The organism is Pseudomonas sp. MH10 (assembly GCF_034353045.1).
Taxonomy (GTDB): Bacteria; Pseudomonadota; Gammaproteobacteria; order Pseudomonadales; family Pseudomonadaceae; genus Aquipseudomonas.
Window position 1 is genome coordinate 4376769 of sequence record NZ_CP133783.1, and the last position, 20370, is coordinate 4397138.

16 protein-coding genes are annotated in these 20370 nt (G+C 58.4%); 4 read left to right on the forward strand and 12 right to left on the reverse strand.

The window, feature by feature from the left end; all coding sequences use genetic code 11:
• Window position 1: 1 nt before the first annotated feature.
• The 4 genes from mobA to RHM59_RS19630 all read right to left on the reverse strand — a co-directional run bounded on the left by mobA (window position 2) and on the right by RHM59_RS19630 (window position 4905).
• Entirely contained in the window at window positions 2-583 is a 582-nt protein-coding gene (mobA, locus tag RHM59_RS19615) for a molybdenum cofactor guanylyltransferase MobA (RefSeq protein ID WP_322285235.1), read from the reverse strand.
• Between the two features lie 44 nt (window positions 584-627).
• Window positions 628-1608, reverse strand: coding sequence for a GTP 3',8-cyclase MoaA (moaA, locus tag RHM59_RS19620; protein WP_416195102.1), 981 nt, complete (start codon window positions 1606-1608; stop codon window positions 628-630).
• A 197-nt stretch (window positions 1609-1805) separates the two neighbouring features.
• A complete protein-coding gene (locus tag RHM59_RS19625) occupies window positions 1806-2282 on the reverse strand; it encodes a nuclear transport factor 2 family protein (protein WP_322166302.1) in 477 nt (158 codons plus the stop codon).
• A gap of 271 nt (window positions 2283-2553) precedes the next feature.
• Entirely contained in the window at window positions 2554-4905 is a 2352-nt protein-coding gene (locus RHM59_RS19630) for an FdhF/YdeP family oxidoreductase (RefSeq protein WP_322285236.1), read from the reverse strand.
• A 229-nt stretch (window positions 4906-5134) separates the two neighbouring features.
• Here RHM59_RS19630 and RHM59_RS19635 point away from each other — a divergent pair, with 229 nt between their 5' ends.
• Complete coding sequence (locus RHM59_RS19635) at window positions 5135-7411, forward strand: mechanosensitive ion channel domain-containing protein (protein ID WP_416194734.1); 2277 nt, start codon at window positions 5135-5137, stop codon at window positions 7409-7411.
• Between the two features lie 86 nt (window positions 7412-7497).
• On the opposite strand, the gene RHM59_RS19640 is transcribed toward RHM59_RS19635, so the two are convergent.
• Entirely contained in the window at window positions 7498-11820 is a 4323-nt protein-coding gene (locus RHM59_RS19640; protein ID WP_322285237.1) for a DEAD/DEAH box helicase, read from the reverse strand.
• A gap of 454 nt (window positions 11821-12274) precedes the next feature.
• Between RHM59_RS19640 and RHM59_RS19645 the strand changes: the two genes are divergently transcribed.
• Both RHM59_RS19645 and RHM59_RS19650 read left to right on the forward strand, forming a co-directional pair.
• Window positions 12275-13159: a sugar nucleotide-binding protein gene (locus RHM59_RS19645; RefSeq protein ID WP_322166299.1), complete on the forward strand. Its 885-nt coding sequence runs from the start codon at window positions 12275-12277 to the stop codon at window positions 13157-13159.
• Window positions 13152-14081, forward strand: a complete 930-nt coding sequence (locus RHM59_RS19650; RefSeq protein ID WP_322166298.1) for an NAD-dependent epimerase/dehydratase family protein — start codon at window positions 13152-13154, stop codon at window positions 14079-14081. The genes RHM59_RS19645 and RHM59_RS19650 overlap by 8 nt, the downstream gene beginning before the upstream one ends.
• 80 nt (window positions 14082-14161) lie before the next feature.
• Here RHM59_RS19650 and RHM59_RS19655 read toward each other — a convergent pair whose 3' ends face one another.
• The 5 genes from RHM59_RS19655 to RHM59_RS19675 form a co-directional block, all read right to left on the reverse strand.
• Entirely contained in the window at window positions 14162-14848 is a 687-nt protein-coding gene (locus RHM59_RS19655) for an OmpW/AlkL family protein (protein ID WP_322166297.1), read from the reverse strand.
• A 253-nt stretch (window positions 14849-15101) separates the two neighbouring features.
• Window positions 15102-15644, reverse strand: coding sequence for a DUF3299 domain-containing protein (locus RHM59_RS19660; protein ID WP_322166296.1), 543 nt, complete (start codon window positions 15642-15644; stop codon window positions 15102-15104).
• 11 nt (window positions 15645-15655) lie between these two features.
• The gene (locus RHM59_RS19665) at window positions 15656-16921 is read right to left on the reverse strand and encodes an ABC transporter permease (RefSeq protein WP_322285238.1); all 1266 of its coding nucleotides are present in this window, start codon (window positions 16919-16921) and stop codon (window positions 15656-15658) included.
• A 1-nt stretch (window position 16922) separates the two neighbouring features.
• Complete coding sequence (locus RHM59_RS19670) at window positions 16923-17633, reverse strand: ABC transporter ATP-binding protein (protein WP_322166294.1); 711 nt, start codon at window positions 17631-17633, stop codon at window positions 16923-16925.
• Window positions 17634-17669: 36 nt separating this feature from the next.
• The gene (locus RHM59_RS19675; RefSeq protein ID WP_322166293.1) at window positions 17670-18257 is read right to left on the reverse strand and encodes a DUF2796 domain-containing protein; all 588 of its coding nucleotides are present in this window, start codon (window positions 18255-18257) and stop codon (window positions 17670-17672) included.
• Window positions 18258-18462: 205 nt separating this feature from the next.
• Between RHM59_RS19675 and RHM59_RS19680 the strand changes: the two genes are divergently transcribed.
• Window positions 18463-18804, forward strand: a complete 342-nt coding sequence (locus RHM59_RS19680) for a hypothetical protein (RefSeq protein WP_322166292.1) — start codon at window positions 18463-18465, stop codon at window positions 18802-18804.
• Here the strand turns inward: RHM59_RS19680 and trxA are convergent.
• Window positions 18801-19673, reverse strand: coding sequence for a thioredoxin (gene trxA / locus RHM59_RS19685; protein WP_322166291.1), 873 nt, complete (start codon window positions 19671-19673; stop codon window positions 18801-18803). The genes RHM59_RS19680 and trxA overlap by 4 nt on opposite strands.
• Before the next feature lie 195 nt (window positions 19674-19868).
• Window positions 19869-20327 carry a YbaY family lipoprotein gene (locus RHM59_RS19690; RefSeq protein ID WP_322166290.1) on the reverse strand — a complete coding sequence of 153 codons (459 nt, stop codon included), beginning with the start codon at window positions 20325-20327 and terminating at the stop codon, window positions 19869-19871.
• Window positions 20328-20370 lie beyond the last annotated feature (43 nt).

A 20370-nucleotide genomic window follows, 5' to 3' on the forward strand; every position in this document is an offset into this window, starting at 1 on the left:
CTTAGGTTTTTAACAGGTCCGGGGTGTTGAAGTTGGTGAGCCTTGGATCATCGGGCGTGCATTCCATTGCCCTTAAATCCTGCCCCAACAACGCCCGTAACAGGCTGCGCTCGCCAGCCTCCCAGCGCTTGCGCAACACGGGCAACAACGCGGTCGGAATCAAGCTGAACATCGGTTGCCATTGCCCTGCCTGGCGCACCATGAGCGGTGACGCCGCAGAATCGGCGCCCGACAACAGTTGCTCAATCAATGCGCGGTCAATCCTCGGCGCATCACACGCCAGTACCAACATCCATGGGTGACGAGCAATCCCAAGCCCCGCTAAAACCCCCGCCAGCGGCCCCGGAAAATCCTGTTGTTCATCGCCCACTAGCTGGTCGGCAAACGCCGCATAACGCGCCTGATTCCGGTTGCAGGAAATAATCAGATTGGTTGTCAGCGGCCTGACAACCTCGTGCACATACGCAAGCAATGGCCGTTCATTCCACAGCATCAGCCCCTTGTCTTGACCGCCCATGCGCTGACCTCGCCCACCGGCCAGTAGCAAGATCGAACACGGGTTGTCACGTGGAGAAGTGGTCATGGTGGCGCCTGGCTGTGCAGCAAAAGCGGCTCAAGGCAGTGGCACTAGCCGCCTGTCATGTTCATGAACCGCACGACCTGCACATCATCGTTGATTTCGAAGTTGTGGCGGTAGGGCTTGAGGTGCATGGCGTCGATGATGGCATTTTCCAGCTTCTGCGGCTGACCGGGATGGCTGCGCAAAACGGCTTTCAGGTCCACCGAATGTTCGTTGCCCAGGCACAGCAGCAAGCGGCCTTCCACGGTCAGGCGCACCCGGTTGCAGGTCGCGCAGAAGTTGTGGCTGTGGGGCGAAATAAAGCCGACGCGTATATCCGGCGCCTCGGCCAAACGCCAGTAACGCGACGGGCCTTGGGTCGATTCTGCGGAGTCGATCAGGGTGTAGCGCTCGGCGATTAGCTCGCGTACTTGGGCGCTGGAGAAAAATGAATCGGCACGGCTGTGTTCACTGATGATGCCCAAGGGCATTTCTTCGATAAACGTGATGTCGAGTTTGCGGTCGATGGCGAAACTGACCAGATCAACGATTTCGTGCTCGTTGCGGCCCTTCATCACCACGCAGTTGAGTTTGGTATGGGTAAACCCGGCCGCGCTGGCGGCGTCGATCCCGGCAATCACCTTGCTCAGGTCGCCGGTGCGGGTCAGCTCACGAAAGCGCTCGGGGTTAAGGCTGTCGAGGCTGATGTTCAGGCGCTTGAGGCCCGCATCGAACAACGGGCCAGCCAACCGACTCAGTTGCGAACCATTAGTGGTCATGCACAGCTCACGCAATCCTGGCAGCGCGGCGATTTGCCGACACAGCTCGACCACGCCGGGACGCACCAGCGGTTCGCCCCCGGTCAGGCGAATCTTGCGGGTGCCGAGAGCGACGAAGCGTTCCGCCAACTGGAAAAGCTCTTCCAGGGTCAGGATGCGTTGGCGCGGCAAGAATTCCATGTCTTCGGCCATGCAATAGACACAGCGAAAATCGCAGCGATCAGTCACCGACATGCGCAGGTAATCGACCTTGCGCGAGTAGCTGTCCATCAGGATCCGATCTTGCAATGTCACCTCATTCGCTCTCATGGCTGGCGCGGGAACGTTATTGTGGATTTTGGCGGTTAGACAAGTTTGCCTCGCGAGCCTAAGCGGCTCACAACTATTTATCCAATCGCTATTGGTGAATGAATGATAGATACGATCTATCGGCAGCCTTCCATGCCGTCCCAACGTTGATGCATGCGTTACAGACCGAGGTCGCAAAGACCGGGGTGATCATCTGGACGGCGACCCAGCGGCCAGTGAAATTTGCGTTCGGACTCTTTAATCGGCACGTCGTTGATGCAGGCAAATCGATGGGCCATCAAACCGTTTTCAGCAAACTCCCAGTTTTCGTTGCCGTACGAGCGAAACCAATTGCCCGAGTCGTCATGCCATTCGTAGGCGTACCGCACAGCAATACGATTGTCGGTGAAGGCCCACAGTTCCTTGATCAAGCGGTAATCCAGCTCCTTGGCCCACTTGCGTGTCAGAAAGCCCTTGGCTTCCTCGCGGTTGCTGGCGAACTCCGCTCGATTGCGCCATTTAGTATCGAGGGTATACGCCAGTGAGACTTTTTCCGGGTCGCGGCCGTTCCAGCCATCTTCGGCCAAACGAACTTTCAACGTGGCGGATTCGCGGGTAAATGGAGGTAACGGTGGGCGAGTTTCGGCGTTAGGCATTAAGAAATCTCCTGTTAAATACGCATGACGGGAAAAGCGAGTTCATTCGCGAAGCGGCGTGCCTGAGACTGCGCAAGGTATTTTCGCCCACAAGACGTTCTCTACAGAGAAGCCCATCAGGCACCAACTGGCGAGCAATCAGCCTGCCATACACCGCTCTCACTTTCGATTCTATTCTTCTCGGCAGGCACACGCTGCGAAGGCTGCGAAAAACCGGCATACACAGAACAGTAGGTAATGAACATTCACTTATTGCAGCGCCTACAGAGCCTTACTGAATCTGGTCCTTATCCGGCACCGCACGTTCAAGGTCTTCAGCCCTCGGTTGGGTTTTGCGCAGAGTAATCGGAACTGATTTCGCAGCCGGCACTTTGCTGCGCTCGGCATGGTGCCAGAGCGGGACAAGTGGATTACATTCCGGGTAATAGCCCGCGCTGCAGCCTTCGGGAATGTCATAGGCGACGATCTGCATCGGACCGACTTCTCGAATCACTTCCAGCTCGACAGCGGTGGTGAGCATCACCCAATCCCCAGCGATGAACCCTAAACGCACGACGTCGTTGCGATTCATGAAGACCACATTGCGAGTGCCACTGATTCCACGGAAGCGGTCTTCGTAGCCATAAATCGTGGTGTTGAATTGATCATTGCTGCGCAGCGTCATCAGTTGCAGCACATCACGACGTTCAGGTCCGGGATTGACGTCAGTGTTTTCGTTCAGACTCTTAGGGACAATGAATTGGGCGCGCTCGCTGGGGGTTTTCCAATTCCGTTCGGCTGCCGGGAGCGGCCGGTGAAAACCGCCGGGTTCCCACATTCGGGTTTCCATGTCGTGAAATATTTCCGGGTAGACCTCACCGATGGCAGAGCGAATTTGCGCGTAGTTGCCGCGCCATGCTTCCCAATCAATACGTTCGATGCCAGACAACGTTGCCAGCGCCAACCCGGCGATGATTGCAGTTTCTGATCGAAGGTGTTCGCTGACAGGTTCGCTATTGCCCCACCAACCGTGAATACAGCCGGTGCTGTCTTCTGTGCTGTAGGCCTGAGCCTTACCGTTTTGCCGATCAATCTCGATTCGGCCCAAACACGGCAACAGCCAGTTCTGTTCGGCCGTCACCAAATGGGTGCGATTGAGCTTGGTCGCGATTTGCACATTCAACTGCAGGTTTTGCCAGGCCGGCTCCATGCGCGAGGTATCAGGAACGGCGCGTAAGAAATTACCGCCCAGCCCGATGAAGGCATGCACGCTACCGTCGAGAATGCCTTCGCAGGCATCCACTGTGCAGAGGCCTTTTTTCTCAGGTACATGGAAACCGAACAGCGCTTCGATTTTATCCACAGGGACTTTTTTCGGATCCTCGGTGATGCCCACTGTGCGCTGGCCCTGAACGTTGGAATGCCCGCGCACCGGACAAATACCAGCGCCGGGTTTGCCAATGTTGCCGCGTAGCAACAGTAAGTTGACCAGCATCTGCACGTTTTCCACGCCGTGGCGATGCTGAGTCAACCCCATTCCATAGACGAACATCGTGCGTTCGCTGCGGGCGTACACGGTGGCTGCCGCTTCCATCGCCGAGCGCGAAAGGCCGGCGCGTGCCTCCAGGACGTTCCATTCGCAGCTACGCGCGGCGGTGGCAAACTCGTTAAACCCTTCGGTGTGCTCGGCGATAAACCCTTGATCGATGACTGCCGGTTCGCCCCTGATCAGCGCTGCCTTGTCCATCTCGAACAGCGCTTTAGCGATGCCCATCACGGCGGCAGAGTCGCCACCAATTGCCACCTGATGGTATTGGGTGCTGATGACGGTGGATTCAGGCCCGAGCATTTCAGCCGGCGATTGTGGATTGACGAAACGCTCCAGTCCACGCTCGCGCAAGGGGTTGAAGGTAATAATCGGCACGTCGCGCTTACGCGCTTCCTGCAACGGGTGAAGCATGCGCGGACTGTTGCTGCCAACGTTTTGACCGAAGAAAAAGATGCAGTCGGTTAACTCGAAATCTGCCAGCGTCACCGTGCCGACCGGCACGCCAATACTTTCCTGCAAGCCCACCGAGGTGCTTTCGTGGCACATGTTCGAACTGTCGGGCAGGTTGTTATTGCCGTAAGCCCGGGCAAACAATTGGTACATGAACGACGTTTCCAGCGAAGCGCGGCCCGAGGCATAAAACACCACGCGTTCAGGTTCCATAGCCCGAAGTTGCGTACCGATGTCGCGATAGGCCTCTTCCCACGTGGTTTCCAGGTATTTATCGCTGGCGCGGTCATAACGCAGCGGATGGGTCAGACGTCCGTGCTGTTCGAGGTCATAATCGGGCCATTGCAGCAATTCACTGACCGTGTGTCGTTGAAAAAACGCCGGGCTGGTCTTGAGTGAGGTCAGTTCCCACGCGGTGGCTTTGGCGCCGTTCTCACAAAACTCAAGGTGATGCGGTTTGCCGGGTTTGGCCCACGCACAACTGACACAGGCAAATCCTCCGGGCTTGTTTTGTTTTAACAATGCTACGGGCGCTTTGATCAGGGCTTGCTCGCGCCAGAGAATTTCCATCACTGACTTCGCTGAGCCCCAGCCCCCGGACGATGATTCGTAGGGCTTATAGCGTGCTTTCGGATGAATGAGCATCGGATGTCACCTCTGGCAGACCGTAATGCTGTTACAACTTCAGCGTTATGAAGCTACGACGAGGCGGCGCGGCAAAAGGTTCGTTGCCGCTTACGGACGGCGATAACGCCTTTTTTTACGCGCACTTGCATGACCGTGCGCAAGGCTAAACGAACTTGCGCAGCTAATATCGATCAGTTCCAAGGTGCTTCATGTTTATGGGCGAATTAACGTTGGAGGGGCCAGAGTTTTGTTGAAGTTCAAGACCATTTCGCTGCTGTGCTTTCTATTCTGCGTGGGAAATTTCAACCTGCAAGCTGCTGAACTCCCCGGGTTTGTGCTTGATGCGGTGGGGATAGCAACGCCTGCCGCCGCCGCTGACCCGGCCGCCGCCAAGGCACCGGCAGCCCCAGCGACACCCGCGTCCGCCGCGACGACTGCACCTGCGGCGCCCGCGACTACGCCCGCGGCTCCGGCGCCAGCCACACCCGCCGCGCCGGCATCGCAACCTGCTAAACCGGAGATTCTGGTTCAAGGCGGTTTGCTGGGGGCTATCAGTTCCAGCATTGATAGCGTCCAAGATAATCTCGACATGAGCAACCATCTGGTTGACGCCTGGCGCTTGCGAGCAGATCGCGCCGCTGATGAAATGGATGTTCTGGTAAATCAGCGTACCTCACGCTCGAAGGTCAGCATCGCTGGCGATTTCCTGATGCTTTCTGCGGTGTGGATCGGCGCGTTCGCGACGCTTTTGCTGTTAGGTCGTTTTATCTCCAGGCGTCTCAGTCAGCATCGCTTCCTCGCCAGGCGTTACCGTCCGCAAGCGCTGCTTCACTACCTGTTGTCGTACACATTACCGGCGGTGGTCAGCTTGCCGTTGACCTTGTACGTCAGCCATTTCCTGCAGACATCCGTCGGGCGCGCGTTGGCGCTGTGTTTCGCTTACGCCACCAGCAGCGGTATTGTTTCGACGTCAGTGATCTTGTGCGTCATCGTGATGTTCAATGCCGGGCACAAGCGCGTTGCGGTGCGCATCATTCGCCAATACAGCCCACGGCCGCTGTTCGTGATTGGCTTTCTTGCGGCGTTGAGCGATGCGCTGACCAGCCCGCAAATCTCCCGTCAGTTGGGCAGCAACATCACCAGCAGCATCGCGGTGTTCACCGGACTGTTTGCATCGGTGGTGTTCTGCATTCTGGTGATCAAATTACGGCGCCCGGTTGCTCACCTGATTCGCGATCGGTCGTTAGCGGGCCGCTTGCGACAACCCGCGTTGCAAGAGTCACTGAATATATTTTCCAGCGTGTGGTACTTGCCGATTTTGTTGATGATTCTTGTCTCGGCGATCCACCTGGTCGGCGCCGGCCAAGACAGCCAAAAGGCCTTGCGCTGCGCGTTACTGACCACCGTGCTGTTGATCGCCACGGTATTTTTGAGCACGATTTTTCACCACCTGTTCAAGCCATCGGAGCCCGATGATCATAGCGGTCATGTGTATAAAACACGGCTGCTGAGCTTGCTGCATGCGGTGCTGCGAATCGTGTTGGCCGTGACGTTCATCGAAGTGCTGGCACGGATTTGGGGGTTTTCGCTGTTGGAGTTTGCCCAAGGTAATACCGTTGGCCGTGCAATCAGTGATTCGCTGAGCCGAATTGGTCTGATCTTTCTGGTCACGTGGTTGCTGTGGGTGATTTTGGATACGGCGATTCAGGAAGCCTTGAAGCCGCCGATGAACAAACGCTCATCGCATCAGCCCAGCACCCGGATAAAAACCATTCTGCCGCTGTTGCGCAACGCGATAAAAGTCATCCTGCTGGTGATTTGCGCAATCACCACCATGGCCAATCTCGGGATCAACGTCGCGCCGCTGCTGGCCGGTGCCGGTGTGGTCGGCCTGGCCATCGGTTTTGGTTCGCAGCAGCTGGTGCAAGACGTGATCACCGGGTTGTTCATCATCATCGAAGACACGATTTCCATCGGCGATTGGGTGGTGCTGGATTCCGGGCACTCCGGGACGGTTGAAAGCCTGACCATTCGCACCTTGCGGTTGCGCGACGGCAAAGGGTTTGTGCACTCGGTGCCGTTTGGTCAGATCAAAGCGGTGACCAACCAATCCCGGCAGTTTGCGTACGCGTTCTTTGCCGTTCAGTTTACTTATGACACTGACATTGATTCGGCCATGGCGTTGATTCGCGAGGCGGGCAGCTCCATCAGTGATGACCTGTTGCTCAGCAGCAATCTGCAAGGGCCGTTGGAAGTGTTTGGTTTGGACCGTATGGACCTGAACGGCATTGTGTTGACCGCGCAATTCCGCACCGTTTCGGGCGGGCAATATGGCGTGAGCCGTGCGTTCAACGAGCGGTTGAAAAAGCTTGTGGATAAAACCCCGAATGTGCATTTTGCCCAAACTTATCCACAGATGGTCATGAGCCCCCAACGTGAGCCTGGCGTTGAAGAACAACCGGCGCTCGCCAAACCTACGGTGACCAATGGCGACGGATCGGAGAGCCCGGCGCCGACCGTATAAACCGCCTTCGCAAGAGTCTGTAGGGAAAAGTGGCTGCACCACGGTTTGGTGGGAGCGAATTCATTCGCGAAGGGCGCGGTGCGGCTTCAATGCAGCAACCGATCCCTAAGCAGCGCCGCAGCTTGTCGTTCCAGCTCCAGCCAATACTGCGGTTTCCCGGCGATGATCGCGGCTGCCGGAATACCATCGCGGTACACCAGCCGGTTACCTACCAACGCCGGGACTTTTTGGCCGGGGAGCAGGGTGCCGACCAGATTCAGCGGGTCAGCGCCGCAGAGGCGGATCAAGCTGCCATCCAGCGGGCGCCGCCGAATCTCTCGCAGCAGCGGGATGGCTTCTGGCAACGCAAACTGCTCGCCCGCCAACCCGCTGATAAACCGACCGCCACGAATCTCGCCTCGCGCCTCCAGCCGGTGGAAGGTACGCAGTAATTCACGCCAGCTCGGCAACCAATCTGCCTCTCGCTCCAACACTCGCCAGAACACCACGCCGTAACGTCGCAGCAGGGTCATGGCAACATGCTCCAGGGTCTCGGTCTTTGGGGTTTTACTGGCCTTCGAAACCGATGCTCGGCGCAGCAACGCCCAGCGCCCGGCATCGTCCATGCCGCCGATAAACGCGCCACGGTTGCGTCGGCTGGTGTGCGCCGAGCGCTTACTCGCCGGTGTGATCAGCGCCCGCAGCCCGGCGAAACTGTCGGCGTTTACCAGCCCGGCACCGACCAATTCCTGCAGTGCGTTTTCTAATTCGCTGCGCAGTAAATGGGCCTCGTGAACCAGTTCATCGAAAAACAGTGCGCCATGGCTGACCAACGCCGCGTGGACTTTTTGCGCGCGCAATGACAACTCCGAAGGCGATGGCTGTTCAGTCAGCTCGCTCCACAGATTCACCTGGCGCCGGGGCAGCAACACAATGGGCGTACTGCGCAACGCCGCCGCGACGGTCTTGTTGCGCGGGGCCAAACGTGTCCAGACTGTTTTGCCCGACCGACACAGCTCATCGAGCCATATCAGTGAATAGTCCTTGAGCCGCGCCGGGAGAATATCGCTGTCCCAGGCACCGGCCGCCGCCGAATACCCTTCGAGCTGTTCCACCACCTCTGGCAGCGCGGCTTTGCCCTGACTGCGGGTGGCTGTGGACAAATGCTGCCAATCGAACAGAAACCGCATGTAATCCTGCAACGAGACCGGCTCGATTTCCCGCCGCAGACGTTTCACCGTGTAGCGATGGATGCGCGCCAACAGATGCCGCTCGCACCATTGATCATCCGCCGCTCCTGGGCTGAAGCGACCGCGCAGCACGTAGCCTTCGCTTTCCAGTCGGGCCAGTGCCGGATTCACTCGAGCGGTGGGCAATGCCAGTGGTTCGGCAATCGCTGCCAACGACAGCGGACCAAAACCGGCGAGGCGTGCGCGGAGGATTTCCACGGTGGCCTCGTCGGGGTCCCACGGATCATCAAAACCTGGCCACGGCTGTAACGGCGGGTGCATTTGCGCCTGTGGATAAACGGCGCGCAAACACGTCAGGCGTTCGAGCGCCAACCACAGCGCGTTATCCGGACTGACTTGCAAGCGGGTAGCGCGTCCGCTGTTGGCCAGGGCTTCGAGCCACGCCAACCACTGCGGATACTCGCGAACTTCAGCGCCGCTGATGCAACACAGGGTCATCAATGCTTCGTGCATTTCATCCAAGGTGTGCGGCTGCGGCCAGGCTTCTGCGCCAACGGCGGTAATCGCGTCAGCGTCTAGTGCGCCGAGATCGTCGGTGGAGGTCGGATCAGTCCAGCGCCGATTGAGCACTGCTTGGGTGCGGCGTTCTTCTAGCGGTGCATCGTCAAGAAACGCAAACGGGCGCGCATTAAGGATTTCTGCTGCCAAGGGTGAGGGCGTGGGCAAGTCCTTACTGATCAAGCGCACATCGCCGTTTTCCATCCGCCGCAGCAGCGTCAGCCAGCCTTCGCAATCCATAGCCTCATGCAGGCAATCGTCGAGGGTTTGTTCAATCAGCGGATGGTCGGGAATGTCACGCTCGCCGACTACGTTTTCCAGGCAGGCGATCTGGTCGGGAAACACCGTGGCAATCAAGTCTTCGCTTTTCATGCGTTGCAGTTGCGGCGCCACTTTTCGCCCGCCGCTGTAACGCGGCAGGGCCAGCGCGGTACCGGCGTTCCAGCGCCAGCGCACACCGAACAGCGGTGCATCGAGCAGCGCTTGAACCAATAGGTGTTCGGCGCTGTTTGAGTTGATATAACGCCAAACGTCGTCCAGCTCGAAACTGTGGCTGGTGGACAACGACAGCACGATGGCGTCTTCACTGGCCGCCGCTTGCAGCTCGAAATTGAACGTGCGGCAAAAGCGTTTGCGCAACGCCAAGCCCCAGGCACGGTTGATCCGGCTGCCGAACGGGGTGTGGATGATCAGTTGCGTGCCGCCCGATTCATCGAAAAAGCGCTCCATTAGCAAGGTGTCTTGGGACGGCAGCGCCCCCAGTGCCAAACGCGTGCGCGCCAAGTAATCCACCAGTTGATCGGCGCTGGCGAGGTCCAGTCCCAGGGTGCTCATCAACCAATCGATGCACGGCTGCAGATCGCCGGGGCTGGCGCCGAGCAGTGCATCAATGTGGGCTTGCAGGCGCGCCACCGCCGAAGACAATTCTGCGCTGCGCCCCGGCGCCTCCCCGAGCCAGAAGGGGATGGTCGGCGACTGACCGTGGGCATCCTCGACCCGTACGCGTCCGGTTTCCACCCGCAAAATTCGGTAGGACGTGTTGCCCAATTGGAAGACGTCGCCGGCAATGCTTTCCACGGCGAAGTCTTCGTTCACGGTGCCAATGTTCAATGCCTGCGGTTCGAGGATCACGCTGTAATCGGCGTTGTCCGGGATCGTGCCGCCGCTGGTGACGGCCGTCAGTTTGCTGCTACGGCGCCCGCGCAAGGTTCGCGTCAGCGCGTCGCGATGAAGATACGCGCCGCGTACACCCTGGCGGCCGTTGTAGCCCTCGGCGAGCATTCGCAACAGCGCTTGAAAGTGCCCGTCATCCAGTTCGGCGTAGGGCGATGCCTGGCGAATCATGTCCAGCAATGCCTGTTCTTGCCATTCCTCGCAACTGACCTCAGCGATGATCTGTTGCGCCAACACGTCCAGCGGCGCTTTGGGGATCAGCAGCGTGTCCAATTCACCCCGGCGCACGCAATCGAGCAGCGCAGTGCATTCGATCAAGTCGTCCCGGGAAGTGGCGAACAACCTACCTTTTGGGGTGCCGCCGACCTGATGCCCGGAGCGCCCAACTCTCTGCACAAACGCAGCGATGGAGCGCGGCGAGGCGATTTGGCAGACCAGATCGACATCACCAATATCAATCCCCAGTTCCAGCGAGGCTGTGGCAATCAGCACCTGCAACTCGCCGCGTTTGAGCCGTTGTTCAGCGTCAAGTCGTTGCTCCTTCGCCAAGCTGCCGTGGTGCGCGGCGACCACTGTTTTGGTCAGTCGCTCGCTTAAATGCCGGGCCAAGCGCTCAGCCATGCGCCGGGTGTTGACGAAAATCAGCGTGGTTCGGTGTTCTCGGGCCAGTTGCGCGAGACGGTCGTACACCAGCTCCCAGACGTCGTTGGCCATCACCGCGCTCAATGGTACCGGCGGCACTTCAATCGCCAGATCCCGTGGCCGGGCGTGACCGATGTCGACGATGGCGCAGGGGCGCTTTATCGGATCGCTGCCGACGAGAAATCGCGACACCTGTTCGATGGGTTTTTGTGTGGCGGACAGGCCGATGCGCAGCAGTTGCTTGCCATTGAGTTGGTCGCTGCAAAGCGCCTGTAGACGCTCCAGGCTCAGCGCCAGGTGGCTGCCGCGTTTGCTCGAGGCGATGGCATGGATTTCATCGACAATCACCGTTCGGGTGCTGGACAGCATGCGTCGTCCCGAGTCAGAACTCAGCAACACGTAAAGCGATTCTGGGATGGTCACGAGAACATGCGGCGCAGTCTTGCGCATCGCGGTGCGTTCTTTTTGCGGGGTGTCGCCGGTGCGCACAGCGGTGGTGATGCGCAGCTCCGGCAAGCCCATCCGCGCCAGCTGTTCAGTGATCCCGGCTAGCGGATTTTGCAGGTTGATCTGAATGTCGTTGGACAGCGCTTTAAGCGGCGACACGTAGACCACAAACGTCTGCTCGGGCAGATGACCACCGTTCGCCAAACCTTCATGGACCAAATCGTCGATTACCGCGAGAAACGCGGTCAGGGTCTTGCCGGAGCCGGTGGGCGCCGCGATCAAGGTCGAGCGTCGCGCCTTGATCAGCGGCCACGCGTGGACCTGAGCGGGGGTGACCGTTGGGAAAGTATTGCAAAACCAAGTGCTGACCGCCGGGTGAAACTGGCTCAGAACCGGGTCGGGAAGGGTCAGAAGATTCATCAGTGTTTTATGCGGGCGACGCCATAAAGATGCAAGCGCCTCCCGTCAAACAGCCTTCACATACCTTTTCGTATGTGCCGAAGTCACCCTGTGCCAACGAAAGCGTCAATACAGGCGATCCAAGTTTCAGGTCGGCATCAGCGGCGTGATTATGGGGCTCTTCGCAGGCAAGCCTACTCCCACAGGATTTGCGGCTGCTTGCTATCAACCGTGTCAATGAAGTCCCAGAGCCGTGCCGGCTTCGCAGCCTTCGGCAGCTCCTACAGTTCCTGAGTTTGCTGCGCGACAACACGGTGTCGAAGACCTCACTCGAACAGGTGTTATGGCCACCAAAAAAACACGCAAACCCTTATAGACCGGGCGCCTCTTGGGAGAAAGGAGTCAACGTGTTATGTTTGCAGGCGTTTTTATTAATTTTTTTTGAATCGATTCTGATACCGAGCCTGCTGACTCTATGCGAATGCGCCTTATGCTGTTGGGCGGTGGGAATGCCCTTGGGCAGGCGCTGATTCGTCTTGGTGCTGAGGAAGATGTTGGTTTCCTCGCGCCGCGCCCACCGGAAGACGGTTGGGATGCCGCGAGTCTGACGCAACTGCTTGATGACACCCGACCTGATGCCTTGATCAATCTCGCTTATTACTTCGACTGGTTTCAGGCGGAGACGGTGAGCGAAGCCCGTTTGGCTAGCCAGGAACGCTCCGTCGAGCGTCTTGCCGAACTGTGCCAGCACCACAATATTACGTTGCTGCAGCCGTCCAGCTATCGGGTGTTCGATGGTTCGCGGGCAACGGCTTATAGCGAAAAAGACGAGCCAGTGCCGCTGGGCCTGCGAGGCCAGGCGCTGTGGCGTATCGAGCAAAGCGTGCGGGCGATCTGTCCGCAGCATGTGTTGTTACGCTTCGGCTGGCTGCTCGATGACAGCAGCGACGGTGTGCTGGGCCGCTTGCTCAAACGCGCCGAGCTACCCCAAGAGTTGTTGATGGCCGATGACCGTCGCGGCAATCCGACGCCGGTGGACGATGCGGCGCGGGTGATCATTTCTGTGCTTAAACAACTGGATTGTGCAGCGCCGTTGTGGGGTACTTATCACTACGCGGGGCATGAAGCGACTACGCCACTGGCGCTGGGTCAGGCGATCCTGACCGAAGCTCGCTTGTTGCATCCGCTGGCGGTCGAAGCACCTACCGCGCAAGCCCATGCCGCTCGGGCCGACGCCGCTGACGAACCGCAACACGGTGTGCTCGCCTGTAAAAAAATCCTCCATACCTTTGGTATCAAACCCCGCGCCTGGCGTGCGGGTTTGCCAAGCCTACTGGACCGTTATTATCGCCATGCTTGATGCACCTGTTTTAATCACCGGCGGCGCCGGCTTTATTGGTTCGCATTTGGTCGATGCATTGCTTGCCAATGGCTACGCCGTGCGGGTACTGGATGACCTGTCCACCGGCAAGCGCAGCAATCTACCGATGGACAATCCACGTCTGGAATTGATCGAGGGCGATGTCGCGGATGCGGCACTGGTTGCTCGCTCTGCGTTGGGTTGTCAGGCCGTCGCGCACCTTGCTGCGGTCGCTTCGGTTCAAGCGTCGGTGGACGACCCGGTGCGCACCCATCAAAGCAACTTCGTTGGCACCTTGAATGTGTGCGAAGCCATGCGCCAGGCCGGGATCAAGCGGGTGTTGTTCGCGTCGAGCGCGGCGGTGTATGGCAACAACGGCGAAGGCGAGTCCATCGACGAAGACACGCCGAAGTCGCCATTGACCCCATATGCGTCAGACAAGCTGTCGAGCGAGTATTACCTGGACTTCTACCGTCGCCAGCATGGGCTGGAGCCGGTGATGTTTCGCTTCTTCAATATCTTTGGTCCGCGCCAAGACCCGTCATCTCCTTATTCAGGGGTGATCAGCATTTTTTGCGAGCGTGCCGAAAAAAGCCTGCCGATCGCTATCTTTGGCGATGGCGAGCAAACCCGTGATTTCGTTTACGTGGGGGATCTGGCTGCTGTGTTGGTGCAGGCGCTGGAGTTGCCGGAAGTCGAAGCGGGCGCAATCAATGTCGGGCTCAATCAAGCCACCACGCTGAACCAGTTGCTGGAAGCGTTATCCCACGTCGTTGGGACATTGCCAGAGGTGACTTACCTGCCGGCGCGCTCGGGGGATATTCGCCACTCGCGAGCCAATAATCGTCGTTTGCTTGCGCGTTTCAAGTTTCCTGAACCGACACCGTTGAGTGTTGGTCTAGCGCGGTTGTTGGGACGCTAGACAGCACTTCGCGAATGAACTCACCTCTCATAAGATCAGAGGCGACTTCATTCGCGAGGTGTTAAAGCTGGAACGCTTAGTTAGAACTTGTAGCCCAAACCAACCATGTAGACCCAAGGATCGACGTCCAGGCTGACTTTAGTCTGGCCGATGCCCAGTGCGGAAGGACCATTCACGGTGGCTTTGGTACTCATATCGATGTACCAGACCGAGGCGTTAAGCATCACTCGGTCGGTCAACATGTAATCGGCACCCAGCTGACCGGCAATCCCTACCGAATCCTTGACCTTAAGGTTGCTAAAGCCTTCGTTCTTGCGTTCGCTGGTCAAGTCGCCGCCGAAGAACGCGGTGTAGTTCAAGCCAACACCCACGTAAGGTTGAAACTTCGATGCCATATCAAGCGGGTAGTACTGCAATGACAGGGTAGGTGGCAACTGTTTGATATTACCGAGCTTGCCATCCAGCGCCGGGCTGAGGCCCTTGACACCAACGTTGTGATTGAACGGCGTTGCCGCCAACAGCTCAATGCCAAAGTGATTGGTGAGCATGTATGCCACCGCTAGCCCGAGCTGTGTGTCGCTGTCCAGCGTCGCTTTGGTGCCGGAGGCTTTCACCCCGTCAAATTTCAGATTGCCGCTGTCTTCATTTGGGGCTACCACCGCCGCACCAGCACGAACGATGATGTCGCCAGCTTCGTGAGCTTGGGCAACGAGGGAGGCGCTGAGCGCCAGCGCAAAAAGAGACGCGCCGAGCAGTGACTTGTGCATGAAGGCTCCGTTAAACATTAATTGTGGCGATGTCTAATGGTAGGGCGCCAATGCAGTAACCCTTTTGACCCAGCTCAATGAAATTGATGACGAGGGGAACTAACTGGGTGACCTTGCCGTCTCGGTTCAAAATGACGCTGTAGGAGCGAGCTTGTTCGCGAAGCGGCGTGCTTGACTCACCGCGTTAACTATCGCCAACAAGCTCCTACAGAAAATATCGGGTGATGCCATCTGCGGCACAATCGCCTTGGATTCAAGAATCCGGCAGTTCATAGGCGTAGATTTTCTCGGCGGCCATTTTGTAGCCTGCGTCGGCCAGTTCGCTGGTGGACGATTCGACTTTCATCGAGCCTTCAATCCAGTACGGTTGATACAGCTCATCAAGTTTTACCCCGACTTTGCTGGTGACATAGACGATTTGATTCGACGGCGGTGGCGGCACGTGGATGCAGGCGCCGAAGTACGGCACCAGCAGAAACTCGGTCACGCGGCCTTCTTCGGTGACTTCCAGCGGCACGATATAACCCGGCAAACGGATGTGTTGACCGTCGAGGGACTTGACCACTGGAGCAGACGGCGATTGCTGTTTCGCGGCGGGAGCAGACTCGGCTGAAAGCGCATCGGACATGCCCGACAGGTTATGAATCGGTGCGGTTTGCGGCTTGAGCTTCGGCGCGTCGGGCGGGATCATTTGTTCCCAGGTCAAGTCGCGCGGCTGCGCATCGGCGGCCCACGCGGGTGTCGCGGCCAGTAAGGGCGCAATCAGCAGCAACAGCGCGAGCAGCGGGCGCGACATGGTGGGAGTCCTCATAAACGTATCGACAAGCCGTCAGCCAATGATTGGCGATAGGCGCGCCAAGCGGGCACGGTGCCAATCAACAGAGCCGCGGCCAGAATACCGCCGAGCAATGTCCATTCATAGGGGCTGGGCAGTGACAGTGGCAGGAACAAACCGTAATTGGATTGCACAAAGCCCTGCGCCGACGCGATACCGACGTACAGCAACACCACGCCGCTGACCACGCCCGCCAAGGCCAGCGCGAAGGCTTCGAGAATCAACAAACTGGCAATATGCCAAGGCCGGGCGCCCACTGAGCGGAGGATTGCCATCTCGCGACGGCGCTCGTTGAGACTGGTCAAAATCGCGGTGAGCATGCCGATCAACCCGGTTACGACCACGAACAACGAAATAATGAACAGCGCTTGTTCGGCGGTGCTCATCAGGCTCCAGAGTTCTTGCAGGGCGACGCCGGGCAGAATCGCCAGCATCGGCTCGCCCCGGAACTCATTGATGTCGCGCTGCACGGCGAAGGTCGCGATTTTGTTGTTCAGACCGAGCATGAAGGCCGTGATAGCGGTGGGCGTCAGGTCCATGTTGCGCGCTTGATCGGCACTGATTCGGCCGGCACCGTGGGCGGGAACGCCGTTATGCCAGTCGATATGAATCGCTTCCATGCCGCCGAGGCTGATGTGCAACGTGCGGTCTACGGGCGTGCCGGTACGTTTCAAAATCCCGACCACGGTGAACGGTTTGTCATCGTGTTTGACCAGGCTAACCACCGCCACGCCATGAGCCAATACCAGTTTGTCGCCCAGCTTATATTTCAGCGCATCGGCCACTTCCGCCCCCAACACCACTTCAAACGGGTCGGTGGCGAACGGTCGGCCGGTGGCCATTTCCAGGCTCTGTTGATGGCCGTACTGGTAGTGCTCGAAATAAGCTTCGTTGGTGCCCATGACCCGATAGCCACGGTGCGAATCGCCCAGGGAAATCGGGATGGCCCACTTCACATGAGGGTCGTTGGCGAAATGCTCAAAGCTGTCCCAGCGAATGTTGTTGGTAGCGTTGCCGATGCGAAACACCGAATACAACAGCAAGTTAATTGAACCGGAACGCGCCCCAACAATCAGGTCGGTGCCGCTGATGGTGCTGGCGAAACTGGCCCGTGCTTCGGTGCGTACGCGTTCGACGGCCAATAACAGGCAGACCGACAAGGCGATGGCAAACGCGGTCAAGAACGCGGTGAAACGGCGGTTAGCCAGACTGGCCATGGCTAGACGAAACAAATACATCTCAAACCTCTGCGGCGACGGCGGCGCGATTGAGTTCGGACAACGACAGATTGCGGTCGAACAGAGGCGCAAGGCTTTGGTCGTGGCTGACAAACAGCAGGCTGGCTCCGGCTTCCTGGCACTCCGCAAACAGCAGGCGAATAAACGCCTCTCGCGCATCGGCGTCCAGCGCGGAGGTCGGTTCGTCAGCAATCACCAGTTCCGGTTGACCGATCAGCGCCCGAGCGGCGGCGACCCGTTGTTGTTGGCCGATGGACAATGAATCCGCCCGCCGACTCAGCAACGCCGGGTCTTTCAGACCCAAATGCGCGAGCAGCGTCGCGGCGGCCTGATCGACACTGCCATGTCGCTGGGTCGCCCGGGCGGCGCGGAGTTTGGAGAAGTGACACGGCAACTCGACGTTTTCGCGCACCGAGAGAAACGGCAGCAGGTTGAACTGCTGAAATATATAACCGGTGTGGTCCACTCGAAAACGGTCTCGGGCACCGGCCGACAGCTGCGTCAGCTCTTGGCCCAGCAGGCGAATGCTGCCCCGATTGGGCTTTTGCACACCGCCCAACAACCCGAGCAGCGTGGTTTTGCCGCTGCCGCTGGGGCCTTTGAGAAACAGGGTTTCACCGGGCTCCAGGCGAAACGCCGGGATATCCAACAACGGCGCGTGGCCTGGCCAGCTAAAACCAAGGTCGGAGAGTTCGATCAGTGCTTGGGTCATGAGGGGCGCGTTCACAGGATTATCGGAACAGGGTTATCAGAACTTCAGGGTCGGGTTATCAGGCGTTGCTTCAGTGCCCGACTGGCCACTTGGGGAGATCATTTGTACTTGAATTTTATGGGTGCCGGGGAAGGTCTTGAAGATTTGCGACAGGTCAAAACGTTTCAGCGCGGAAGGGGAGTTGCATAAAAACACGTAATGCGCGTGAATTTCGCTGTGGTGATGCTCTTCTCCCACTTCACCCTTAGCGTGCGTGTCGTTATCGTCGTCATGATCATCGTCCGCGTCAGGCTTGTCGCCAAACAATGGGCTCTGGAGTTTCTGCGTGGTGACGGCGCATTGGGCGGCCAATGGCAGGTTGAACAGCGCCTGAGATTTCAACAACAGCTCGCGAGCGCTAGCAACGGTGGTTTTGTCGGCGTCAGTGCTGGCATCGTGTTCGAAGCCGACGATATTCATCGACGGGCTGTCCAGTTCGAACTCCAGCGACTTGCCGTCCAACGCAATGTCCAAGCGCGCAACACCATGCTCGTGAGCGCCGAGGCTCGCGTGCTCGACGTCAGCGGCGTGCACCATGGCCAGTGGAAGCAGAGCAAAAGGCAGGGCGAGCAGCAAACGACGCATGAGAAACTCCAGACACAGATGGTAATAATTCGTTATGTGATCTTATAACAATTAACGCGAGCCTGACACGCGGCAATTTGTTCGGGCACCCTACATTCCTGTAAGAGCCAACTTGTTGGCGAGGCGATTGATCAAGTACACCCGATAGGGCCTTTCGCTAACAAGTCGGCTTCTACAGGGGGGCATTAACATAAAGGAGACAGACATGTTGCGAATTCGCGGAACCATCGGTGATTGGCCGGTGGACCTGACGCTTGAATTGGATGACGGCGATTGGGCCCAGCTGGGTGCGCAGTTGCAGGCAACAAAGCCGGCAAACACCGCGCCCACGCAAACGCCGGTCAGTCAGGACGACGCCATTTGGCAGATTGCCAAAGACCTGTTGCGCAATGCGCAAGAAATGAGTGGGCCGGAGTTGCTCGGTCAGCTTGAAGCCCTGACCGGCAGCACCGCAGCGGGCAAACGCTTGCTGGTGCGTTTGCGCCACAGTGCCGACGTCAAGGTAGTGAACGGCGCCGATGCGCCACTGTATAGCTGGGTCAGTTAGTAGAGCGCAGCGAATAATTTGCGGCGATAGGTGGTGACCAACGGGTGGTCGTTGCCCAGCAGGTCAAACACTTGCAGCAAGGTTTTGTGCGCAAGACCTTCGGCATAGCTGCGATTGCGGATGAACAGCTTCAATAAGCCTTCCAGAGCGGCCTCATATTGTTGGCGGGACAGCTGCTGAATCGCCAATTGATGAGCGGCCTCATCGTCCTGCGGATTTTTCGCCAGACGGGTTTTCAGGTCGGCAACGTCCGGCAAGCTTGCGGCTTCGCCCAGGAACGTCAATTGCGCTTTGGCGCCGGCCAGCGCAGCTTTGTGTTGATCGTCCTTCACCGCGTCGAGCACGGTGCCGGCTTCGACCAGTTCACCGCGTTCGGCCAGGCAGCGCGCGTACAGAATCAGCGCAGCGGCGTTAGTGTTGTCTTCGCCAAGCAAATGCTTCAACACGGCTTCAGCGTCCGCGATGCTGCCTTCGGCAAACAGCAGTTGTGCTTGCTCCAAAGGATCGGCGGCGGCAGGCGGCGGTAATTGGACGTGGGGTTCGAGAATCGTCCGGATCGCCGACTCAGGTTGCGCGCCGGAGAACCCGTCCACCGGTTGACCGTCCTTAAACAGCACTACGGTCGGCAGGCTGCGAATACCAAAGCGCGCCACGATGTCTTGCTCGGCGTCGCAATCGACCTTCGCCAGCAGCAATTGGCCCTGGTACTCATCGGCGATTTTCTTCAGCAGCGGCATCAGCACTTTGCAGGGCGCACACCATTCAGCCCAGAAATCCACCAGCACAGGCTGATGGAACGAGTTCTCGATGACCAGTTGGTCAAAGGTCGCGGTGGTTGCGTCGAAGATATACGGGGTGTCCTGGCTCATTGCTAGTCTCGAAAAAGGCGTTCAATGGCGTGACTATATCACCGCGTTTGGCCTGATTCAGATCTGCGCGTACCGAGATTCTGTGGGAGCGAATTTATTCGCGAAACGGGCCGCGCGGTCTTCCTGTAGCACCGCGGTGTGGCCTTCGCGAATAAATTGGCTCCCACCGGGTTTTCGATTGATTCGCAGCGGTGTTTACGGCGCCACAAGCAGCTGCAACGCTCCCAGCGCCTGGGTATTACCTTGTTCGATACGCAGCGACGGCAGGTGCAGGATCAATTGACCGGACTGACTCGCCCGGCCGCGTAATTCCACGCGGGCGCCGACCGGGAAGGAGTCCGGGTTGAAACGCAGCTGAAACGGCAGGGGTTGATTGGTGCCCGTCAGCGTGATGTTGGCCAATAAACGCTGTGGACGGCCCCGGTCGTCGATGATCAGCAGCGCCAGTTCAACTTGCGAGCCGGGCGGTGCGCCGAGCAATTGGCCGCTCAATTCGCGCTGGTAGATGGGTAACGGCCCCAACCCCTCCTGAACTTTAACGGGGGCGGGCTGCTGGATTGCTGCTTTGGCCGCGACGGGCTTTTTGGGCACTTCGCTGCTGCAAGCAGCCAACAGGCCGACGAGGCAGAGCAAAGCAAGGGGTCGTAACGACATGAACCACTCCAACAAAACAAAATCCGGGGGAGGCGCGACAGGG

Excerpts from the sequence above, each read along its gene's own strand:
- RHM59_RS19680 (WP_322166292.1), top strand. The coding sequence starts at position 18,463 with ATGTTGCGAATTCGCGGAACCATCGGTGATTGGCCGGTGGACCTGACG.
- RHM59_RS19650 (WP_322166298.1), top strand. The coding sequence starts at position 13,152 with ATGCTTGATGCACCTGTTTTAATCACCGGCGGCGCCGGCTTTATTGGT.
- RHM59_RS19625 (WP_322166302.1), bottom strand. The coding sequence starts at position 2,282 with ATGCCTAACGCCGAAACTCGCCCACCGTTACCTCCATTTACCCGCGAA.
- RHM59_RS19675 (WP_322166293.1), bottom strand. The coding sequence starts at position 18,257 with ATGCGTCGTTTGCTGCTCGCCCTGCCTTTTGCTCTGCTTCCACTGGCC.
- RHM59_RS19690 (WP_322166290.1), bottom strand. The coding sequence starts at position 20,327 with ATGTCGTTACGACCCCTTGCTTTGCTCTGCCTCGTCGGCCTGTTGGCT.
- RHM59_RS19660 (WP_322166296.1), bottom strand. The coding sequence starts at position 15,644 with ATGTCGCGCCCGCTGCTCGCGCTGTTGCTGCTGATTGCGCCCTTACTG.
- RHM59_RS19670 (WP_322166294.1), bottom strand. The coding sequence starts at position 17,633 with ATGACCCAAGCACTGATCGAACTCTCCGACCTTGGTTTTAGCTGGCCA.
- RHM59_RS19630 (WP_322285236.1), bottom strand. The coding sequence starts at position 4,905 with ATGCTCATTCATCCGAAAGCACGCTATAAGCCCTACGAATCATCGTCC.
- mobA (WP_322285235.1), bottom strand. The coding sequence starts at position 583 with ATGACCACTTCTCCACGTGACAACCCGTGTTCGATCTTGCTACTGGCC.
- RHM59_RS19655 (WP_322166297.1), bottom strand. The coding sequence starts at position 14,848 with ATGCACAAGTCACTGCTCGGCGCGTCTCTTTTTGCGCTGGCGCTCAGC.
- moaA (WP_416195102.1), bottom strand. The coding sequence starts at position 1,608 with ATGGACAGCTACTCGCGCAAGGTCGATTACCTGCGCATGTCGGTGACT.
- trxA (WP_322166291.1), bottom strand. The coding sequence starts at position 19,673 with ATGAGCCAGGACACCCCGTATATCTTCGACGCAACCACCGCGACCTTT.
- RHM59_RS19645 (WP_322166299.1), top strand. The coding sequence starts at position 12,275 with ATGCGAATGCGCCTTATGCTGTTGGGCGGTGGGAATGCCCTTGGGCAG.
- RHM59_RS19665 (WP_322285238.1), bottom strand. The coding sequence starts at position 16,921 with ATGTATTTGTTTCGTCTAGCCATGGCCAGTCTGGCTAACCGCCGTTTC.
- RHM59_RS19640 (WP_322285237.1), bottom strand. The coding sequence starts at position 11,820 with ATGAATCTTCTGACCCTTCCCGACCCGGTTCTGAGCCAGTTTCACCCG.